The 16,746-nt window shown below is 65.1% G+C and carries 10 protein-coding genes; 6 read left to right on the top strand and 4 right to left on the bottom strand.

Annotated elements, in window-relative coordinates; genetic code table 11:
- Nucleotides 1-77: 77 nt before the first annotated feature.
- Both serA and ACOQPC_RS02765 read left to right on the top strand, forming a co-directional pair.
- On the top strand, nt 78-1,664 hold the full coding sequence (gene serA, locus ACOQPC_RS02770; protein ID WP_420607142.1) for a phosphoglycerate dehydrogenase: 1,587 nt from the start codon (nt 78-80) through the stop codon (nt 1,662-1,664).
- Nucleotides 1,665-1,677: 13 nt separating this feature from the next.
- Complete coding sequence (locus ACOQPC_RS02765; protein WP_420607141.1) at nt 1,678-2,796, top strand: ATP phosphoribosyltransferase regulatory subunit; 1,119 nt, start codon at nt 1,678-1,680, stop codon at nt 2,794-2,796.
- 302 nt (nt 2,797-3,098) lie between these two features.
- Here the strand turns inward: ACOQPC_RS02765 and ACOQPC_RS02760 are convergent, their stop codons facing one another.
- Nucleotides 3,099-3,935: an aldo/keto reductase gene (locus ACOQPC_RS02760; protein ID WP_420607140.1), complete on the bottom strand. Its 837-nt coding sequence runs from the start codon at nt 3,933-3,935 to the stop codon at nt 3,099-3,101.
- 126 nt (nt 3,936-4,061) lie between these two features.
- On the opposite strand from ACOQPC_RS02760, the gene ACOQPC_RS02755 reads away from it, so the two are divergent.
- From ACOQPC_RS02755 to ACOQPC_RS02745, 3 genes are read left to right on the top strand one after another with little or no spacing between them, the layout of a single operon-like run.
- Complete coding sequence (locus ACOQPC_RS02755) at nt 4,062-5,351, top strand: adenylosuccinate synthase (RefSeq protein ID WP_420607139.1); 1,290 nt, start codon at nt 4,062-4,064, stop codon at nt 5,349-5,351.
- Between the two features lie 52 nt (nt 5,352-5,403).
- Nucleotides 5,404-5,637 (top strand): type II toxin-antitoxin system ParD family antitoxin, encoded by a 234-nt coding sequence (locus ACOQPC_RS02750; protein ID WP_420607138.1) that lies wholly within the window; start codon nt 5,404-5,406, stop codon nt 5,635-5,637.
- Complete coding sequence (locus tag ACOQPC_RS02745; RefSeq protein WP_420607137.1) at nt 5,612-5,938, top strand: type II toxin-antitoxin system RelE/ParE family toxin; 327 nt, start codon at nt 5,612-5,614, stop codon at nt 5,936-5,938. The genes ACOQPC_RS02750 and ACOQPC_RS02745 overlap by 26 nt, the downstream gene beginning before the upstream one ends.
- Here ACOQPC_RS02745 and ACOQPC_RS02740 read toward each other — a convergent pair whose 3' ends face one another.
- A complete protein-coding gene (locus ACOQPC_RS02740; protein WP_420607136.1) occupies nt 5,939-7,177 on the bottom strand; it encodes a dicarboxylate/amino acid:cation symporter in 1,239 nt (412 codons plus the stop codon).
- Between the two features lie 169 nt (nt 7,178-7,346).
- Here ACOQPC_RS02740 and ACOQPC_RS02735 point away from each other — a divergent pair, with 169 nt between their 5' ends.
- Complete coding sequence (locus tag ACOQPC_RS02735; protein WP_420607135.1) at nt 7,347-12,020, top strand: NAD-glutamate dehydrogenase; 4,674 nt, start codon at nt 7,347-7,349, stop codon at nt 12,018-12,020.
- A 199-nt stretch (nt 12,021-12,219) separates the two neighbouring features.
- Here ACOQPC_RS02735 and ACOQPC_RS02730 read toward each other — a convergent pair whose 3' ends face one another.
- Together ACOQPC_RS02730 and ACOQPC_RS02725 are read right to left on the bottom strand one after the other, a co-directional pair.
- Nucleotides 12,220-13,473: a DUF445 domain-containing protein gene (locus ACOQPC_RS02730; RefSeq protein WP_420608050.1), complete on the bottom strand. Its 1,254-nt coding sequence runs from the start codon at nt 13,471-13,473 to the stop codon at nt 12,220-12,222.
- A 73-nt stretch (nt 13,474-13,546) separates the two neighbouring features.
- Entirely contained in the window at nt 13,547-16,744 is a 3,198-nt protein-coding gene (locus ACOQPC_RS02725) for an efflux RND transporter permease subunit (protein WP_420607134.1), read from the bottom strand.
- Nucleotides 16,745-16,746: the final 2 nt, after the last annotated feature.

Raw genomic sequence — 16,746 nt, 5'->3', positions numbered from 1 at the left:
GAGCCCAGCGGAACTCCCTTGACGCCCTGGGCTCCTGCTTTCGCAGGAGCGCCCGGAACATCCGAAAGGCAAATCCCATGCCCAAAGTCCTGATATCCGATTCCATGTCCCCCAAGGCCGCCGAGATTTTCCGGACCCGCGGGATCGAGGTGGACGAGATCACCGGCAAGACCCCGGACGAACTCAAGGCGATGATCGGCGAGTATGATGGCCTCGCCATCCGCAGCTCGACCAAGGTCACGCCCGAAATTCTGGAGGCCGCGACCAATCTCAAGGTGGTCGGCCGCGCCGGGATCGGCGTCGACAATGTCGATATTCCCGCCGCCTCGGCCAAGGGCGTGGTGGTGATGAACACGCCGTTCGGCAATTCGATCACCACCGCCGAACATGCCGTGGCGATGATGTTCGCGCTCGCCCGGCAGCTGCCCGAAGCCGATGCCTCGACGCAGGCGGGCAAATGGGAGAAATCGAAGTTCATGGGCGTGGAGCTGACCAGCAAGACGCTGGGCCTGATCGGCGCGGGCAATATCGGCTCGATCGTCGCCGACCGCGCGCTCGGCCTCAAGATGAAGGTGATCGCGTTCGATCCGTTCCTGACGCCCGATCGCGCCGTGGAGATGGGCGTGGAAAAGGTCGAGCTCGACGAGCTGCTCGCCCGCGCGGACTTCATCACGCTGCACACCCCGCTGACCGACCAGACACGCGGCATCCTGTCGAAGGACGCGCTGGCCAAGACCAAGCATGGCGTGCGCATCATCAATTGCGCGCGCGGCGGGCTGATCGACGAGGCGGCGCTGAAGGAGGCGCTGGAATCGGGCCAGGTCGCGGGCGCGGCGCTCGACGTATTCGCCGAGGAACCAGCCAGAGACAACCCGCTGTTCGGCACGCCGGGGCTGGTCTGCACCCCGCATCTGGGCGCGTCCACGGATGAGGCGCAGGTCAACGTCGCGATCCAGGTGGCCGAGCAGCTCAGCGACTACCTCCTCACCGGCGGCGTCACCAACGCGCTCAACATGCCCAGCCTCTCGGCCGAGGAAGCGCCGCGCGTGCGCCCCTATATGGCGCTGGCCGAAAAGCTCGGCTCGCTGGTCGGGCAGCTGCTCGGCAAGGACATCCGCGGCGTCGCGATCGAGGTCGAGGGCGCGGCGGCGGCCCTCAACATCAAGCCGATCAGCGGCGCGGTGCTGGCGGGCCTGATGCGCGTCTATTCGGACACGGTGAACATGGTCAACGCGCCCTATCTCGCGCGCGAGCGTGGGCTCGACGTGCGCGAAATCCGGCATGATCGCACGCAAGATTATCACACGCTGCTGCGCGTCTCGGTCACCACCGAGGATGGCGAGCGCTCGGTCGCGGGCACGCTGTTCGGCGAGAACGAGCCGCGCCTGGTCGACATGTTCGGCATCAAGATCGAGGCCGATCTGAAGGGCGACATGCTCTATGTCGTCAACGAGGACGTGCCCGGCTTCATCGGCCGTGTCGGCACCGCGCTGGGCGAGGCGGGCGTCAATATCGGCACCTTCCATCTTGGCCGCCGCAGCGCCGCGCGGGCGGGCGAGGCGGTGCTGCTGCTCTCGGTCGACGAGCCGGTGGACGAGCCGGTGATGTGGAAGATCTGCAACCTCGAGGGCGTGAAGAAAGTGAAGGGGCTCAGCTTCAAATGAGCGGGGGTTTCAGATGAGCGAAAGCCCCGATCTGCTGCCGGTCGGTTTCCGCGACCGGCTGGCCCCGGCGGCCGAGCGCGGCGCGGAAATCGAGCGCGCGGTCCTCGCGGTACTGTCGTCGCACGGCTATGACCGCGTCGATCCACCGCTGGCCGAGACCGAACGCGCGTTGACGGCACGCGGCGGCGCGGGTGGCGGGCGCACCGATCATTTGCGCTTCACCGATCCGATCTCTCAGCGCACGCTGGCGCTACGCACCGACATGACCACGCAAATCGGGCGGATCGCGGCGACGCGGCTAGCCGATAATCCGCGTCCGCTCAGGCTCTGCTATGCCGGGCAGGTGCTGCGACTGCGATCGAGCCAGCTGCGTCCCGAACGGCAGATGACGCAGATCGGCGCGGAGATCGTCGGATCGGACGAGGTGGCGGCGGCGCGCGAAGTGGTTGGTGTGGCGATCGAGGCGCTGCAGGCGGCGGGCGTCACCGGCATCACCGTCGATTTTACGCTGCCGGACTTGGTCGATCGCCTCGCCGAGACGCGTTATCCGCTGGATGCGGACCGGCTCGCCGATGTGAAAGCCGAGCTCGACAGCAAGGATGCGGGCGGGCTCTCGGCGCTGGGCGCGGAAGATTATCTGCCGCTTATTTCCGCCGCCGGCCCCTATAAGCAGGCGCTGGCCAAGCTGGAGGCGCTCGATGCCGGCGGCGCGCTGGCATCGCGGATCGAGGGCTTGCGCGCCATCGCCAAACCGATCGCCGACGACATCCGCCTGACGCTCGACCCGACCGAACGCCACGGCTTCGAATATCAGAGCTGGTTCGGGTTCACGCTGTACGCGGACGGCCATGTCGCCAGCCTGGGGCGCGGCGGCACCTATTGCCTGACGCGCGAGGATGGCGATGAGGAACCGGCGACGGGATTTTCGCTCTATCCCGATGCGCTGGCGGAAGTCGGCAAGGCATCAGCGGAGCCGCACCGGCTTTTCCTGCCGCTGAATCACGACATCGCCGATGCCGCCCGCCTTCGCGGTGAAGGCTGGCGAACGGTCGCGGCGCTTAGCGAAAAGGACGATGCCATGAAGCTGGGTTGCAGCCATCGGCTGGAGGATGGCGGACCGCTTAAACTATAGAGTTCTAGCGTCTGTGCTCCTGCGAAGGCAGGAGCCCAGCATCAGACGGTCCCTGATGGGCTCCTGCCTTAGCAGGAGCACAAGAGTAAAAAGTTGGCGATTATGTGCTTTGCAAACCCAGTCGGATGGATTCAGAAACGGCATAGCTCCGCCTTTGTTCGTTCGTCATGCCGGCGAAAGCCGGCATCTCGGGCCTCATGGCGATCCCGCCCGAGGCCCCAGCTTTCGCTGGGGTGACGAAAAATGAAACGGGTTTGCAAGGTACATAATCGCCAAAAAGTTACGCCAAGCGTTCTGAAATCTCAGCTGTTCATCGTCGCAGGGTCCGGACCCATGCGCCCGTCCTCGCTATCCAGCGCATCGAACGCGGCCAGATCTTCCGGCGACAGCTCGAAATCGAGCACGCCGAAATTGTCGCGCATATGCTCCTCGGACGAGGCCTTGGGGATCACCAGCAGCCCGTTATCGATGTGCCAGCGCAGCACGACCTGCGCGGGCGTGCGGCCCAGCTTTTCGGCGAGGCCGTTCACGACATCATTGTCCATCGCATCGCCCTGCCCCAGCGGGCTCCAGCTCTGCGTCGCGATGCCCATGGCTTCATGCACTTTACGCGCCTCTTTCTGCTGGAAGCTCGGGTGCAGTTCGATCTGGTTGAGCACCGGCGCGACGCCGGTCTCGTCGACGATGCGTTTCAGATGCGGTTCGAGGAAATTGGAGACACCGATCGACTTGGCCTTGCCGGCCTTTTGAATCTCGATGAACGCCTTCCAGGTCTCGACATATTTGTCGTTGCCCGGGCACGGCCAGTGAATCAGCACGCAATCGACCGAATCGCGACCGAGCCGATCGAGGCATTTGCCGAACGCCTTCAGCGTGCGGTCATAGCCCTGGCTCTCGTTCCACACCTTGGTCGTCAGCCAGATGTCGTCATGGTCCTTTAGACCGGCGCCCACGCCTTTCTCGTTCCGATAGATCGCGGCGGTGTCGACGAGCCGGTAGCCGATATCCACGGCCTTGCGGACCGCGGACTCCGCGTCTCCGTCCGCCTCAATCTGATAAGTGCCGAAGCCGAGCTGCGGGATCGAGCGCCCGTCGTTGAGTTCGATCGTCGGATAGTTGGCGATGGTGTCGGTGGTCATGGGGTTCCTTTCGCATGTTTGCCTTCCAACGGACGAACCGGGCCGAAAGGTCCGCGAAGGCTAGACCTGGACCGCACCGGACTTTAGGGCGGCGCTTTTCGAGCGATTTTCAGCAGGGGCAGGATATTGGCCAACGTCACCGTGATCGGCGCGCAATGGGGCGACGAGGGCAAGGGCAAGATCGTCGACTGGCTATCCAGCCGGGCCGATGTCGTGGTCCGTTTCCAGGGCGGCCATAATGCCGGGCACACGCTGGTCGTCGATGGCGAGGTCTACAAGCTCTCGCTGCTCCCGTCCGGCATCGTCACCGGCACTTTGTCGATCATCGGCAATGGCGTGGTGCTCGATCCCTGGGCGCTGAAGGCCGAGATCGAGAAGCTGAGCGCGCAGGGCGTGTCGATCACGCCGGAGAATTTCGCGGTGGCCGACAATTGCGCGCTGATCCTGCCGCTGCACGGCGAGCTCGACGGCATGCGCGAGGATGCCAGCGGCGCGGGCAAGATCGGCACCACGCGCAGAGGCATCGGTCCCGCCTATGAGGACAAGGTCGGCAGGCGCGCGATCCGCGTGTGCGATCTGGCGCATCTGGACGCGCTCGAACCGCAACTCGATCGATTGTGCGCGCATCATGACGCGTTGCGGGCGGGCTTCGGGGAACCGCCGGTGAACCGCGCCGCGCTGCTCGAAGCATTGCGCGACATCGCGCCCTATGTGCTGGGCTTCGCCGAGCCGGTCTGGCGCCGCCTCAATCAGGTGCGCCGCGACGGCAAACGCATCCTGTTCGAAGGCGCACAGGGCGTGCTGCTCGACGTCGATCACGGCACCTATCCGTTCGTCACCTCGTCCAACACCGTGTCCGGCACGGCCGCGTCCGGCACAGGGCTCGGCCCGCATGCGGCGGGTTTCGTGCTCGGCATCGTCAAGGCCTACACCACCCGCGTCGGCTCCGGCCCGTTCCCGACCGAATTGCAGGACGCGGTCGGCCAGCGGCTCGGTGAGCGGGGCCATGAATTCGGCACCGTCACCGGCCGCCAGCGCCGCTGCGGCTGGTTCGACGCGGCGCTGGTGCGGCAGAGCTGCGCGGTATCCGGCGTCACCGGCATCGCGCTGACCAAACTCGACGTGCTCGATGGCTTCGAGACGATCCGCATCTGCACCGGTTACCGCCTGCCGGACCGCGAACTGGACTATTTCCCCGCGCAAGCCGGCGAGCAGATGGCGCTGGAGCCGATCTACGAGGAGATGGAAGGCTGGAGCCAATCCACCGAGGGCGCGACCAGCTGGGCCGATCTGCCCGCGCAGGCGATCAAATATATCCGCCGCGTCGAGGAGCTGATCGAAACCCCGGTCGCGCTGGTCTCGACCAGCCCCGAGCGCGACGACACGATCCTGGTGCGCGATCCGTTCTCGGATTGAGGGGATCCGCGCACTATTGTCAATTCTAGAGCAATTCTCTATAATAGCGCGTATGGCACAGATGAACATTTCCGTACCTGACCGTCTCAAAGACTGGGCCGAAGCGCGCGTGGCCGAAGGCCGCTACAGCAGCACCAGCGACTATATGCGCGACCTGCTGCGCCGTGATCAGGATTATGAAGCGAAACGCCGCAATCTGGTCGCGGAGATCGAGATCGGACGTCAGTCGCCAGACAGCGACAAGACGATTGCCTCCATCATTGCGGAAGCTCGGAAAAATCGCTGACCGGCTTTTGCCGCTCCGTATCAGCCAGGCCGCTGCCGCCGATCTGGAAAGCATCCTGATATATAGCGAACAGACCTTCGGTCCCGACATCGCCGACGCTTATCTCGAGGGCATCGACCGATGTTTAGCACTGCTCCAGCAGATGCCGTTTATCGGCGCACTCCGCAGCGATCTTGATGGTACAATCCGCAGCTTCCGGTACAAACGGCACGTCATCTTTTACGATTTCACAGGTGCCACATTGCGAATTCAGCGTGTACTCCATGATGCGCAAGACCATCACGCCGCACTGATCAGTTGATCACACATCGTCCGCGCTGATCAGCTCGGCGCGGTCCAGTTCGCCGGTCATGTGCGCCACCACCGTGGCCACCGTCGCGTCGCCGCTGACGTTCGTCGTCGTGCGCATCATGTCCATGATCCGGTCGACACCCGCCACGAAGGCGATCGTCTCCAGCGGCACGCCGACGGTGCCGAACACCAGCGCCATCATGATCAGGCCCGCGCCCGGAATGCCCGCCGCGCCGATCGCGCCCAATGTGGCGGTGACCGAGATCATGACATAATCGAACCAGCCGAGATCGACCCCGAACACCTGCGCCCCGAACAGGGTGGCGAGACCCAGATACATCGCGGTGCCGTTCATGTTGATCGTCGCGCCCAGCGACAGCACGAAGCTGGAGACGCTGGGCGATACGCCGAGATTGCGTTCGGCGCAGCGCATCGTGACCGGCAGCGTGGCGTTGGACGAGGCGGTGGAATAGCTCACCGCCATCGCATCGATGATGCCGCGGAAGAAATCGATCACCGGCAGCTTGGCGAGGAACTTGATCATCGCCGAATACATCACGAAGATGATCAGCAGGCAGCCGAGATAGTTGAGCCCGACCAGCTTGGCGAGCGCGATCAGCGCGTCATAGCCCAGATTGCCCGCGACCCAGGCCATCAGCGCGAACACGCCGAACGGGGTCAGTTCCATCACCACGATGGTGACCTTCTGCATCACGATCGAGCCCGAATCGAAAATCCGGCCGACCGGTTCGCCGTCTTCCTTGGCCATCAATATGCCCACGCCGATCAGCAGCGCGAACACGATCAGCGGCAGCACGTTGACGTCGGCCATCACCTGCACCGGGCTCTGCGGGACGATCGACAGCACCATCTCGCGCCAGCCGCCCGCCGCGGGTTCGGGCACCGGGCCCATTTCGATATTGGCGGTGTCGACGCCGATGCCCGGCTGAACGAGCGTGCCCAGCGCCAGGCCGAGCCACACCGCGATCTGTCCGGTGACGACGAACAGCAGCAGCGCGCGTCCTCCCACGGCGCCGAGCTTGCGCAGGTCGCCGATCGCGGCGACGCCGGAGACGAGCGAGAAGAAAATCAGCGGAACGACCAGCATCTTGATCGAGGCGATGAAGATATCGCCGACGATCTTGATGCTCTCGGAGCCGGGTCCCCAGACGAGCCCGGTGACGATGCCGAGCACCAGCGCGGCGATGACGCGCTGCCACAGCGGAATCCTGAACCATGTCGTCAGCATATAAGCGCCCTCCCTCGGTCGGAGCCGGACGCTAGCGGGCGGGCGGACGCGGAGCAAGACGATGGGGGTGCAACTCTGGCGCGCCACAGGGGTTGAGTAATAAAATTACACGGCGCATAGCGCGGCAATCGAAGCGCTTCGAACCAGGACGAGGACGGCGAGGAACGGCATGGCTGACGGCGAACAGACGCGATCCGGAAAGGAGGACGTCGATCCGGCGCTCCTCGATGCCCTGGGCACCGCCTTCCGGGCGAGCGCGCTTCCCGGCGAAGACGAGAATTTCGACGACGACGCCTGCCGCGCGGCCGCCGAGTTCGTCCTGCGCACCGCCGCCGGGCGCCAGAGCGGCGAACCCGCGCTCGCCATGGACGGTCTGACGGGCCCCGAGGGGCTGCGACTCATGCGCCTCGCCATCGTCAATGACGACATGCCGTTCCTGGTCGATTCGGTGGCCAATGCCATCGCCGAACAGGGCATCGCCATCTATCGCTTGATCCATCCGGTGCTGACGGTCGAGCGCGGCAAGTCCGGCAAGCTCGAAGCGATCCGCGCCGAACGCGGCGGTCCCGACCGCAGCGAGAGTTTCATCTATATCGAGATCGAGCGGGTCGACGCCAAGCAGCGCCGGGCGCTCGAAGCAAAGTTGCGCGACGTGCTGCGCGATGTGCGCGGCGGAGTCGAGGATTGGCTCAAGCTGCAGGTGGCGATGGGCGAGGACGCCGATGCGCTGCCCGACGGCGACGGCAGCGCGCTGCTGCGCTGGTTCCTCGACCGCAATCTAACGCTGGTCGCGCACGAGCACATCGCGCGCGACGGCACGCGCTCGGACCGGCTCGGCATCGCGCGCGTCGACGATGAGCAGATCCTGTCGGACGAGGCGCGCGACCGCGCGTTCAAATGGTTCGACGAGGGCAAAGGCCTCCCGCTCCTCATGAAGTCCAACCGCGTTTCGACGGTACATCGCTCGGTGCTGCTCGATCTCGTGCTGACGCCGCTGCGCGATGGCGACAAGATCACGGGGCTATCGCTGCACGCCGGGCTATGGACCAGCGCGGCGCTGGCGACCCCGCCCAATCGCATCCCGGTGCTGCGCGCGCATCTCGCCAGCCTGATGGACAAGTTCGGCTTCGATCCGTCGGGCCATGCCGGCAAGTCGCTCAGCCACGCGCTGACGTCGCTTCCGCACGATCTTCTGATCACCTTTGCGCTATCCGATCTGGAACGCATCGTTCTCACCAACATGTCGCTGTCCGATCGGCCGCGGCCCAAATTGCTGACCACGCGTTCGCCGCTCGGGCGCCACCTGTTCGTATTCGTCTGGCTGCCGCGTGACGATGTCTCGACTTCGATGCGCGTGTCGATCGAGGAGATGCTGAAGCGCAGCGCCGATGGCACGCTGCTCAGCTGGTCGATTTCGCTCGAGGACGGGCAGGTCGCCCTCCTGCGTTTCACGCTGAACCTGGCCGACCGCAACGCGGTGATCGACGACGACGCGCTGGACGACAAGCTCAAGCGCATGGTGCGCGGCTGGCAGCCTGCGGTCGAATCGGCGTTGGCCGAGATGATCGACGAGAAGCGCGCCGCCGCCTTGTCGCTGCGTTACGCCGATAATTTCGGAGCGACCTACCGCAGCGCCTACAACCCGCATGAAGCGGCGGCCGATATCCTGCGTCTGCACGCACTGGACGACGACAACCGCCGCGGCGCGCGCCTGTATCGGCTGGAAGGCGACCGGGATCATCAGTTGCGCCTCAAGCTCTATCATCTGGGCGGCGCGCTGCCGCTCAGCGATGCGGTGCCGGTGCTCGAGGATTTCGGTTTTGTCGTCCTCGGCGAAATCCCCTCCCCGCTCGGAGATGGCGACTTCGCTTTTATCCACGACTTCCTGCTCGGCGTGCGCGATGCCGGCAAGGCCGAGGCGCTGGTCGAGCGCGCCGAGACGATCGAGCGCGCGATCACCGCCGAAATCGACGGCAGCGTGGAGAACGATCCGTTCAACAGCCTGATCATCTCCGCCGCGCTCGAACCCGAAGCGGTGGTCTGGCTGCGCGCCTGGTTCCGCTATCTGCGCCAGACCGGCATGAGCTATTCGATGCAGACGGTGATCGACAGCCTGTCGCGCGCGCCCGGTATCGCACGCCAGCTGATCCATCTGTTCCGCGTGCGCCACGATCCCGCCTTCACCGGCGACCGCGAGGCCGAGAGCGAGGCCGCCAGCGAGGCGATCGACGAGCTACTGCTGAACGTCGCGGCGATCGACGAGGATCGCATCCTGCGCACCTTGCGCGCCGTCGCGCTCGCCGTGTTGCGCACCAACGCCTTTGCGCCGAGCGCGGCAGAGGCGCTGGGCTTCAAGATCGACAGCCACGCGATCCCCGGGCTTCCGGCGCCGGTGCCATGGCGCGAGATTTTCGTTTACTCGCCGCGCGTCGAGGGCATCCATCTGCGCGCCGGCCCGATCGCGCGTGGCGGCATCCGCTGGTCCGACCGGCGCGATGATTTCCGCACCGAGATTCTGGGCCTGATGAAGGCGCAGCGCGTCAAGAACGCGGTGATCGTGCCGACGGGGGCCAAGGGCGGCTTTTTCCCCAAGCGCCTGCCCAATCCGGCCGAAGACCGCGATGCCTGGATCGCCGAAGGCACCGAATGCTACAAGAGCTTTATCCGCACGCTGCTCTCGGTCACCGACAACATCGTCGACGACAAAGTGGTGCATCCCGAGAATGTCGTGATCCGCGACGGCGAGGACCCTTATTTCGTGGTCGCCGCGGACAAGGGCACGGCGAGCTTTTCGGACACCGCCAACGCCATCGCGATCGAGCATGGCTTCTGGCTGGGCGACGCCTTCGCCAGCGGCGGCAGCAACGGCTACGACCACAAGGCGATGGGCATCACCGCCAAGGGCGCGTGGATTTCGGTCCAGCGCCACTTCGCCGAAATGGGCGTGGACGTGCAGGAAGAGACCGTGCGCGTCTGCGGCGTCGGCGACATGTCGGGCGACGTGTTCGGCAACGGCATGCTGCTGTCGAAAGCGATTCTGCTGGTCGCCGCGTTCGACCATCGCCACATCTTCCTCGATCCGGATCCCGATCCGGGCAAGAGCTGGGAAGAACGCAAGCGCCTGTTCGATCTGCCGCGATCGAGCTGGGACGATTACGACAAGAAGCTGATTTCCCGGGGCGGCGGCGTGTTCGCCCGCTTGGACAAGAGCATCAAGCTGTCCAAACCCGTGCGCGAGATGCTGGCGATCGAGAGCGATACGGTCGATCCCGCCACGCTGATGTCGGCGATCCTGCGGATGAAGGCGGACCTGCTCTGGTTCGGCGGCATCGGCACCTATGTGAAGGCCAGGGTCGAAAGCTCGATCGATGTCGGCGATCCGGCCAACGATCCGATCCGCGTCGATGCCGAAGAGCTGGGCGTCCGGGTGATCGGCGAGGGCGCCAATCTGGCGGTCACGCAAGCGGGGCGGATCGCCTTCGACCTGAAGGGTGGCCGCATCAACGCCGATTTCATCGACAACAGCGCGGGCGTCGACTGTTCGGACAAGGAAGTGAACATCAAGATCGCGCTCAACCCCGAGCTGCGCGCGGGCACGCTGAAGGACGACAAGCGCAACGCGCTCCTCAAATCCATGACCGACGCCGTCGCCGAGATCGTGCTCGAGGACAATCGCCACCAGGCGCTGGGCATTTCGATCGCGGAGAATGACGGCACCGAGGGTCTGCCGAGTTATGTTCGGCTGATCGAGACGTTCGAGGGCGACGGCAAGCTGGACCGCATCGTCGAGGGACTGCCCGGCAATGAGGAGCTGCTGCGCCGCGGCCAGGATCAGGAGGGCATGACCCGCCCCGAACTTGCCGTCTTGCTCGCCACCGGCAAGCTGGCGCTGCAGGATTCGATCGAGAGCACGCTGAAGCTGGACGATCCCTCGCTCGACGACGAGTTGCTGACCGCCTTCCCCGAAAAAATGCGCGCCCCCCATCGCAAGGCGATCCTGGAGCACCGGCTGCGCGGCGAGATCATCGCCACGCGGATCGCCAACCGCATGGTCAACCGGCTCAACATCATCTATCCGTTCGAGCTGGCCGAGGAGGAAGGCTGCTCGCCCGGCGATGTCGCCAACGCCTTCATCGTGGTCGAGCGCCTGTTCGGGCTGCAGGATATCTGGAACGAACTCGATTTTGCCGAGATGGACGAGACGACGCGGCTCAATCTGTTCGATCTGGCCGCGCTTGCCGCGCGTTCGCATATCGCCGATCTCCTGCGCACCGATCACGCCGCCAAGCCGATCGGCGAGATCGTCAGCGAACTGTCCGACGGCGTGGGCAAGCTTACCGTCGATGTCGACGAACTGCTGTCCGAACGCGCCTGCGATCTGGCGCGCCGGCAGACCGAGCAAATGGTGGAACAGGGCGCGCCGACCGAGCTCGCCGAAAAGGTCACCCATCTGTACAAGGCCGACGGCGCGATCGGCATCGCCGATCTGGCGCAGCAGCGCGATATCGCCGTGCGCGATGTCGGCGCGGCGTTCATCAAGATCGGCGACATGCTCGGCCTCGGCTGGGCGCAGACCACGGCCAACCGCATGGTCCCCGCCGATCCGTGGGAACGGCTGCTGGCGGCGGGCCTGGCGCGCGATTTCCAGCAGATGCGGCTCGACTTTTTACGCCGCGCGCGGTCCAAGGACCTGGCGCAGTTCGTCGACAACTGGGCACATGGCCGGGAGGACCGGATCGAGCAGTTCCGTTCGCTGATGGAACGGGCGCAGAAACAAGCCGTCGCCAGCGTGCCGATGCTCGCGCAGATCGCGGGGCAAGCCCGGGTGCTGCTGGGGCGGTAATTCTCCTTCTCCCGCCAAGGCGGGAGAAGGATACGAAAGCTTGGCGCGACGCGCCTAGCTGAAGTTGGATGAGGGTGGTTGGCGCGGCTTAGCGCCATCGATAGGTCGATGCTGCCGGGGGCGCCCTCACCGCTGCGACTAAGCGGTAAACCGTCAAGTCTCGCTCCTCTCCCGTGAAACGGGAGAGGAAATATCCGCCCTAAACCAGCCCGTCCACCAGATGGATCGCCACCCCCACCAGCCCGCCGACCAGCGTGCCGTTGATGCGGATATATTGCAGGTCGCGGCCGACCGCGGTTTCCACTCGGTCGGTGATCGTCCGCGCCTCCCAGCCGCGCACCGTATCGGACACCAGCCGCACGATATTGTCGCCATAGGCCGAGGTCGTGCCGGTGATCGCGCGGCGCGCAAAGCGGTTGATCTGGCGTTTGAGCAGCGGATCGTCCTGCAACGTATGTCCGAATTGCGAGAGCGCCTCGCCCAGCCGCCCGGCCATCGCCGCATCGGGATCGCGCGCGGCGGCGAGCAGCGCCTTGCGCCCCTGTTCCCACAATCCGCCGATCCAGTCGGACACCGCCGGATTGGCGAGCAGCTCCGCCTTCATTCGCGCCACGCGCTCCGCCATTTCGGGATCGTGGCAGAGATCGTGCGCCAGCCGCGCCAGCCCTTCCTCGACCCGCGCGCGCAGCGCATGATCGGGATCGCCGTCCATGTCGATCAGCAGTTTCTGCAGCCCGCCGACGATGGCGTTGGCCAGCGTCTCGTCGAGGCCGGTCCAGCGCAGGATGCTGTTCGATTTCTCGTGCACCATCGCCCGGATCAGATGCTCGTTGTCGTCGAGCGTCAGCGCGGCCCAGCGAATACCCGCGCTGATCAGCGGCAGATGCCGCTTGCTGTCGATCATCGCCCCGAGCATCTGGCCGAGCATGGGCCCGACGTCGATCTTTTCCAGCTGCCCGCGCAGCGCCGACTTGACCATGCCGCCCAGCCGTTCCTGATCGAGCGCCTCCACCACATCGCCGATCAGCCGCGAGGCACCGCGCCGCATGCGCCCTTCGCCAGAGCTGGGATGCGTCAGGAAGCGCCCGGCTGCCCCAGCCACGTCGATCCTGCTGAGCCGCCGCGCGACCACGGCGGGGATCAGGAAATTGTCGCGCAGGAACGCGGCCAGCGTCTCGCCGATCCGGTCCTTGTTGCGCGGGATTATCGCGGTGTGCGGAATCGGCAGGCCGAGCGGGTGGCGGAACAGCGCGGTGACCGCGAACCAGTCCGCCAGTCCGCCGACCATGCCGGCTTCGGCAAAAGCGCGCAGATACCCCCAGCCGGGATGGAATGGCTCGAGCGACCTTGCCGCGAAGAAAACGCCCGCCATCAGGACAAGAAGACCGGTGGCAATGCGGCGCATCCGCTTGAAGGCCGCCAGGCGTTCGGCCTCCGCCGGCGTTCCGGCCATCGCCGCTGATCGACCGATACGCTTCATATGCGCCGGTTAGCCTAGCGGACCGGTGCTTGCCAAGCACATGCGGCTATTCGGCCGGCTGGACCCCGCCGGCTTCGCCCTGTTGCCGTGACCCATCGTAATGCGGGTCGAGCGAGCGTTCGCGGTCGCCCGGCCGGTAAGTCAGGATATTACCGAACCAGCCGCCCATGCGTTTTTCGATACTGTCCGCCAGGCTGAAGCTCGCGGGCACGATCAGCAAGGTGAGCACCGTGGACAGGATCAACCCGCCGATCACCGTGGTGCCCATCGGCGCGCGCCAGGCGCCGTCGCCGCCGAGCGACAGCGCCGTCGGCACCATGCCCGCGGTCATCGCCACGGTGGTCATCACGATCGGCTGCGCGCGTTTGTGGCCCGCCTCCATGATCGCCGCAAACTTCTCCTTGCCGGCATGCATCTCCTCCAGCGCGAAATCGATCAGCAGGATCGAATTCTTGCCGACGATGCCGAGCAGCATGAGCAGCCCGATATACACCGGCATCGACATCGGCTGGCCGACGATCAGCAGCGCGATCAGTCCGCCCAGCGGCGCCAGCAAAAGCGAGCCCATGTTGACCAGCGGCGACATGAAGCGCTTGTAGAGCAGCACGAGCACCGCGAAGACGAGCAATATGCCGGCGATCACGGCAATGATGACGTTGGTGATCAGTTCGGCCTGCCATTCCTGCGCGCCGAACGCTTCGTTGGCGACACCCTGCGGCAGGTTGGTCATGATCGGCAGCGCGTTGATTTCCGCATAGGCTGTGCCGGTCACGACGTCGGGCGCCAGGTCCGCCCCCACGAACACGCGGCGCTGCTGGTTGTAGCGCTGGATCGTCGTCGGGCCCGAGCCGAAGCGGATATCGGCGACGCGCGAGAGCGGTACCGAGCCGCCCGCCGCCATCGGCACGGGCAGGTTCTCGATCGTCGACAGGCTCTCGCGCGAGGATTGGGGCAGCATCACGCGGATCGGGATCTGCCGGTCGGACAGCGAGAATTTGGCGCTGTTCTGGTCGATCTCACCAAGGGTCGCGATGCGGATCGCCTGGCTGAGCGCAGCGGTCGTGACGCCGAGCGAGGCGGCCAGTTGCGTGCGCGGCGAGATGATCAGCTCCGGCCGCTTGAGATCGGCGGCGATGCGCGGCCCCTGGATCGTCTTGAGCGCCTGCATCTGCTGCACCAGCGTGGACGCGGTCTTGTTGAGCAGCTCCGCATTGGAGCCGGTCAGCATCACCGAAATCTCGCGGCCCGTACCGCCGCCGCCGCCATTCTGCGCGCCGAAGGAAACGCGCGCATCCGGAATATTCTGCAGCAGGGGCGCGGTCTGGCGTTCGAACTCGGTCGACGTCCGCGCCCGGTCCGGCTTCAGATCGATATAGAGGGTCGCATCACCCTCGCGCACGCGTTCCAGCGCCAGGGCAACCTCGGGCTGTGCGTAGAGAATGTCGGCGACGCGGTCCGCCACCGCCTCGGTCTGCTCCAGCGTGGTGCCGGGGACCATCTCGATCATCACCCGGCTGTCGTCGCTATCGACATTGGGTTCGAATTGCTGCGGGATGGTCATCAGCAGGCCGACGGTCATCACCAGGGCGGCCCCGGCAATCATCGTCATCCAGACGCGGTGGTCTAGAAACAGGCTGAGAAATTTGCGAACGATCCCGCCATTTTCGCGAAAACGCAGCGCGTTGCGTTCGTCGAGCGACCAGCGCAGAATGCCCATATAGCGGTCCATCAACCAGCCCTCGCCGTGACTGGCGCGCCCTTTGGCTTCGATAAAATAGGCGGCGACCATCGGCGTGATCATGCGCGCCACCGCCAGGCTGATCAGAACCGCCACCACTACGGTGATGCCGAAATTCTTGAAGAATTCACCGGAGATGCCGGGCATCAGGCCGACGGGCAGAAACACCGCCACGATCGAGAAGGTGGTGGCGACGACGGCCAAGCCGATTTCGTCGGCGGCGTCGATGGAGGCCTGATAGGCGGATTTGCCCATGCGCATATGCCGCACGATATTCTCGATCTCCACGATCGCGTCATCGACGAGCACGCCTGCCACCAGACCGAGCGCGAGCAGCGAGAGAAAATTCAGGTTGAATCCCAGCAGGTCCATGAACCAGAAGGTCGGGATCGCGGACAGCGGGATGGCAAGCGCGGAGATCAAAGTAGCGCGCCAATCGCGCAGGAACAGGAACACCACGATCACTGCGAGTACCGCGCCCTCGATCATCGCATGGATCGAGCTGGTATACTGGTCCTTGGTGTAATCGACACTGGTGGTAAGTTCGATGATCTTGATGCCGGGGTTTTCTTCCTTGAGCTGTTTGATCGCATCCTGCGCGCCGTCATAGACGGTGACGTCCGAAGCGCCGCGCGCGCGCGAAATGTAGAAGTTCACCACCTCGGTTCCGCGCACCTTGCTGATCGAAGTGCGCTCCGAATAACCGTCGGAAACCTTGGCGACGTCGCCCAGCGCGATGACGCGCCCGTCGCCGAGCGGAATGCGGGTCTGCGACAGCGCAAAGGCGTCGTCGGCATTGCCCAGAATGCGCACCGACTGACGCGATCCGGCGATCTGCGCGCGGCCGCCCGCGGCATCGATATTGGTCTGGCGAAGCGCGCCGTTGATCTGGCTCGCGGTCACACCGAGCGCCTGCATCTTCGGCAGATCGAGCACCACGCTGATTTCGCGGTCGACCCCGCCGAAGCGGCCGACTTCGGCCATGCCCTCGACCGCGAGCAGCCGCTTGGCGACGGTATCGTCTATGAACCAGCTGAGCTGCTCCAGCGTCATGTCCTTGGCTTCGACCGCATAGATGCCGAGCGGACCGCCGCCGGTGACGTTTTCCTTCTGCACGCGCGGCTCGATGATCCCGTCCGGCAGCGAACCGCGGATCTGGTCTATCGCGTTGCTGACCTCGTTCACCGCGTTGTTCGCGTCAATGCCGATCTCGAACTCGATGAAGGTGGTGCTGTTGCCCTCCGACGCGGTCGAATTGATGTTCTTGACGCCGTTGATGCTGCGCACCGCCGACTCGACCAGTTGGGTGACCTGGTTCTCGATCTCGGTCGGGGCGGCGCCGGGCTGCGAGATGCTGACGGTCACCGCCGGGAATTCGACATCCGGCTGATTGACGATGTCCATTCGGGCAAAGCTCAATATGCCCGCCAGCGTCAGGCCGATGAACAAGACGATCGGCACCACCGGGTTGCGGATCGACCAAGCCGAGATGTTGCGGAAATTCATGA

This window comes from Novosphingopyxis sp. (assembly GCF_965218915.1).
Lineage (GTDB): Bacteria > Pseudomonadota > Alphaproteobacteria > Sphingomonadales > Sphingomonadaceae > Novosphingopyxis.
Note: the sequence above shows the minus strand (reverse complement) of the source record. Positions and strands in the feature narration are given on the sequence as shown.